Origin of the sequence: Rhodococcus jostii NBRC 16295 (assembly GCF_001894825.1) — a bacterium.
GTDB classification, from domain to species: Bacteria; Actinomycetota; Actinomycetes; order Mycobacteriales; family Mycobacteriaceae; genus Rhodococcus_F; species Rhodococcus_F jostii.
Map to the genome: position 1 here is coordinate 1 of NZ_BCWY01000185.1, position 4,669 is coordinate 4,669.

Consider the following 4,669-nt stretch of genomic DNA (forward strand, 5'->3'; position numbering starts at 1 on the left):
GGCGGTGGATGAGGTCGGTGAGGGCGTGGTGGAGGGCGGTGGTGTCGAGGTGTCCGGTGAGGTGGAGGGTGAGGGGGATGTTGTAGGTGGGGGTGGTGGTGTCGTATTGGTTGAGGAACCAGATGCGTTGTTGGGCGGGGGATAACGGCGCGAACTCCGGATCCCTCGCGGCGGCGGTCAGCGGGGGACGCGGTTCCGATCCGGTGTCGTCGCGGATCAGTCGCGCCAGAGCGCGCGGCGTCGGGGCGTCGAACAGGCTGCGCACCGCGAGGTCCGTGTGCAGGGTCGCGTTCACGCGGGCGACGGCCCGGGTTGCCGTCAGCGAGTGTCCACCTGCCGCGAAGAAGTCGTCGTCCACTCCCAGACTCGACAGGTCGAGTGTCGCGGCGAGGGTGTCCGCGACTGTCTGTTCGAGTGGGGTGGCCGCCGACGGCTGCACGGGGCGCGGGGTGGATCGGAGGGTGCGGAGTGCGTCGCGGTCGAGCTTTCCCGACGGCGTCCGCGGAATGACGTCGATCGGGACGACTGCGGACGGAACGAGCTGTGCGGGTAGCCGGCTCGCCAGGTAGTCGCGGAGTTCGCGGGATCCGGCCTCGCCGGTCGTCGTCACGTACGAGACCAGTGTCGCGTCCGGGCCGTCCGCCGAGGAGAGCGTCGCGCAGAACGTGACCGCCGGATGGCCGGACAGCACCGCGTCGATCTCCCCGAGTTCGATCCGGTGGCCACGGACCTTCACCTGGGAGTCGCTGCGCCCCAGGTATTCGAGGACCGCGGACCCCGCGTGCCTGGTGGTCCAGCGGACGACATCACCGCTGCGGTACATGCGACCGCCCGGCGGGCCGAACGGATCGGCCACGAAACGGGCAGCGGTGAGTGCGGGCTTGCCGTGGTATCCGCGGGCGATCGCGTCGCCCGTGATGTACAACTCGCCCCGGGCCCGGAGCGGGACCGGTTGCAGCCGGGGGTCGAGCACGACCTCGGTGACACCGCGGATCGGGCCGCCGATCACATTCGCACCGCGGGCAGCCGGAGCATCCGAGACATCTGCGACCACGGTACTTTCCGTCGGTCCGTACGCGTTGATCAGCCGACAGTGCGGCGACCACCGGCGGATCACTTCGGGCGTGTACTTCTCGCCGCCCGTGACGACGCAGTCGAGGTCGTTCAGGCCCCGGGGATCCAGGTCGGCCAGCGTCGTGGGAGTGAGGAAGGCATGGGTCACCCGGCTGTCGCCGAGATGCCGTCGCAGTTCCTCCCCGCCGTAGATCGTGGCGGGCACGATCACCGCCGTGGCTCCCGCGGACCACGTGAGCAGATACTCGAGGATGGACGCGTCGAAGCTGGGCGAGGCGAAGTGCGCCACCCGGGAGGCGGCGGTCACGCCCGTGTGATCGCGCAATGTGGTTGCGAGAGAGTTCAATCCACGATGACCAACCGCGACACCCTTAGGGAGGCCGGTGGACCCGGACGTATAGATGAGGTACGCCGCATTGTCGAGGCGCGTCGTGTGCGTCGTGCGAGCCCCCGAATCATGGGTGCATGGTGACCGGGCGGCACTCGTGTCCTCGAGCTCGATCCACGTGACGGTGTCCGGCAGCGCGTCGCGACGACTGCTCGTGGTGAGCCCGACACGGACTCCGGAATCGGTGAGCATGTGCTGGATGCGGGTCTGCGGATACGTCGGGTCGACGGGCACGAACGCCGCGCCGGTTCCGGCGACGGCCCACACCGCGAGCACCGACTCGAGGGACCGGGGTATCGCGACGGCCACCACACTTTCCGGACCCACGCCCGTCTCGACGAGGCGGTCCGCGACGAGGGACGCGCGGGCCTCGAGTTCGACGTACGTCAGTCTGCGATCCCCGTCGACGACAGCGACGGCATCCGGGGCCCGGGCGACGGCGTCGGCAAGAATCTTCTGCAATGTCCGGGGCTCGTCGGCCACCTCGCCGCACACCGGCACCAGTGCGCGCTGCTCGTCGGCATCGAGGATCGACACACGTGAAACGGGCTGGGATGCATCCTTACCCATGGCGACCAGAACCCGGGTGACCTGGCCGAGGATCGCGTCGACGGCGGGGGCGTCGAAGACGTCGCACTGGTAGATGCCGCGCAACCACAGCCTCTCGTCGGTGGTGGTGGCGAGGGCGAGGGCGAGGGGGTAGTGGGTGGCGTCGGTGGCGGAGGTGGTGGTGATGGTGAGGTCGGTGGGTGAGGGGTTGGTGTGGTGGGGGTAGTTCTCGTGGACGGTGAGGGTGTCGAAGGTGGTGGCGTGGGGGTGGGGATGTGGGTGAGGGGGAGGTGGTGGTGGTCGAGGAGTTGGGTGTGGGTGGTGTGGGTGTGGTGGAGGAGGGTGGTGAGGGTGTCGGTGGGGTGGAGGGTGATGCGGACGGGGATGGTGTTGATGAAGAGTCCGATCATGTTTTCGATGTGGGGGATGTGGGGTGGGCGTCCGGAGACGGTGGTGCCGAAGGTGATGTCGGTGGTGCCGGTGTGGGTGGCGAGGACGAGGGCCCAGGCGGTGTTGATGATGGTGTGGAGGGTGAGGTTGTGGGTGCGGGCGAGCGTCCGCAACGCCTCCGTCTGCTCGGCCGTCAATGACGCCACGCGCTCCGAGCACGGTCCGGGTTCCCGGTGCGGATCCAGGCCGGGGACGAGTCGCGTCGGTTCCTCGACACCGTCGAGCGCCTGGTTCCATGCGGCGACAGATGCCGAGATGTCGCGCGTGCCGAGCCATTCGAGGAAATCGCGGTAAGGCCGCACAGGCGGAAGTGCGCCGGGGTCGGCGTGGTGCTCGTAGAGGTGGAGGAGTTCGTGCAGGAGTAGCGGAGTGGACCAGCCGTCGAGTATCAGGTGGTGGTTGGTGAGCGCGAGGTGGTGGTCATCGGGTCCGGTCGTGACGAGGGTGAATCGCAGGAGAGGCGGCTCGGCCGGGTCGAACGGTGCGGCACGGTCCGCGGCCAGGACGTTGTCGAGCACTGCGGCGGGATGGTGTGCGGTGGTGACGTCGTGGTGGGCCCACGCGAGGGCAGCGGTCGTGACGACTTGTACCGGTGTGCCGTCGGCCGTGTGGGTGAATGCGGCACCCAGGTTCGGGTGGCGGCCGAGCAGGGTGTGTGCGGCGTCGCGGAGGCGATCGGCGTCGAGGGGGCCGCTGATGTCGAGCACGAGTTGGACCAGGTAGGCGTCTGCGGCGGGGTCGCCCAGTTCGGCGTGGAACAGCAGACCGGCCTGCAGTGGAGTGAGGGGCCAGACGTCGGTGAGGGTGGGGTAGTCGTGGTGGAGTGCGTCGAGGGTGGGTTGGTCGAGGTGGACGAGGTCGAGGTCGCTGGGGGTGAGGTGGCCGGCTCCGGGTCGGCTGGTGTGGTCGGCGATGGCGGTGAGGGCGCTCGTCCAGAGGTCGGTGAGTTCGGTGACGTCGGCCGCCGACAGCACACCGGTGACGTAGGACCACGTCGCGGTGAGGTGTTCCGTGCCCCCGACGACGACGGTGGCGGCATCGATTCCCAGAACCGCCGGCGCGGCCAGGTTCGACGGCGGACGACCGAGATCGACACCCTCCACCGGGATCCACCCCGTGTCCGGTGTCGCCGCCGGGTAGTCGAACCGGCCGAGGTAGTTGAGGGTGGTTTGGGGTTGGGGGAGGTTGCGGATTTGTGTTGCGGTGTGGGGGTTGAGGTAGCGGAGGGGGCCGTATCCGGTGCCGTGGTCGGGGGTGGTGCGGAGTTGTTCTTTGATGGTGGTGAGGGCGTGTCCGGTGGCGGGTCCGCCGGTGAGTGCGTTGGGGAGGTCGATGTCGGTGAGGTCGAGGAGTGCGGGGTGGATGGTGGTGAACCAGCCGACGGTTCGGGTGAGGTCGGCTGTGGGGATGTGGGGGTTGTTGCGGCCGTGTCCTTCGATGGTGACGAGCAGTGTGTGGGTGGGGGTGTGGTGTCGGTGGCGCCAGGTGGTGACGGCGAGGGCGAGTGCTGTGAGGAGGGCGTCTTCGATGGTGCAGTGGTAGGTGGGGTCGAGGGTGGTGAGGAGGGTGTGGGTGGTGTGGGGTGGGAGTTCGATGGTGGTGTGGTGGGTGGTGTTTTCGGTGTCGTGGGTGGGGTCGAGGGGCCTGGTGCCGAGTGGGGGGTCGGGGGTGGTGAGGGTGGTGTGCCAGTGGGGGAGTTCGTGGGTGTGGTGTGTGGTGGTGTGGGTGAGGGCGTGGGTGTAGGTGCGGGCGCTGGTGGTGGTGGGTGGGAGTGTGGGGGTGGTGCCGGTGGTGTGGGCGTGGTGGGCGGCGGCGAGGTCGGGGATGAGGATGCGCCAGGAGACGCCGTCGATGGCGAGGTGGTGGATGGTGATGAGGAGGTGTCCGGGTTGGGTGCCGGGGTCGAGCCAGACGAATTGGGCCATGATGCCGTTTTCGGGATCGAGGCGGTGTGCGGCGGCGTCGAGTTGCGTGCGTGCCATCGCGGCGAGGTCGTTGTCCGAGTGCGTCTCGACCGCGACGTGGGTGATGAGGGGTGCGGCCGGTACTGTTGCGGTGGGTGGGATTTCGAGGACGGTGTCGTCGTCTGTGTCTCCGCGGTGGAGTCGGGCGCGGAGCATGTCGTGGTGGTCGAGCACTGTTTGTACGGTGGCGGTGAGGGTGTCCGTGGTGAGTTCAGGTGGTGCGGTGAGCAGGACTGCCTGGCAG

General features: G+C 68.7%; 2 protein-coding genes. Both read right to left on the reverse strand.

Annotation, left to right across the window (positions count from 1 at the left end; all coding sequences use genetic code 11):
• Positions 1-1,963 (reverse strand): non-ribosomal peptide synthetase (locus RJ1_RS44415; RefSeq protein ID WP_255284971.1); only part of this gene is annotated, 1,963 nt, incomplete at its 3' end.
• On the reverse strand, positions 1,849-4,669 hold a 2,821-nt coding region (locus RJ1_RS48615; protein ID WP_143169611.1), incomplete at its 5' end, for a condensation domain-containing protein. The genes RJ1_RS44415 and RJ1_RS48615, both read right to left, overlap by 115 nt.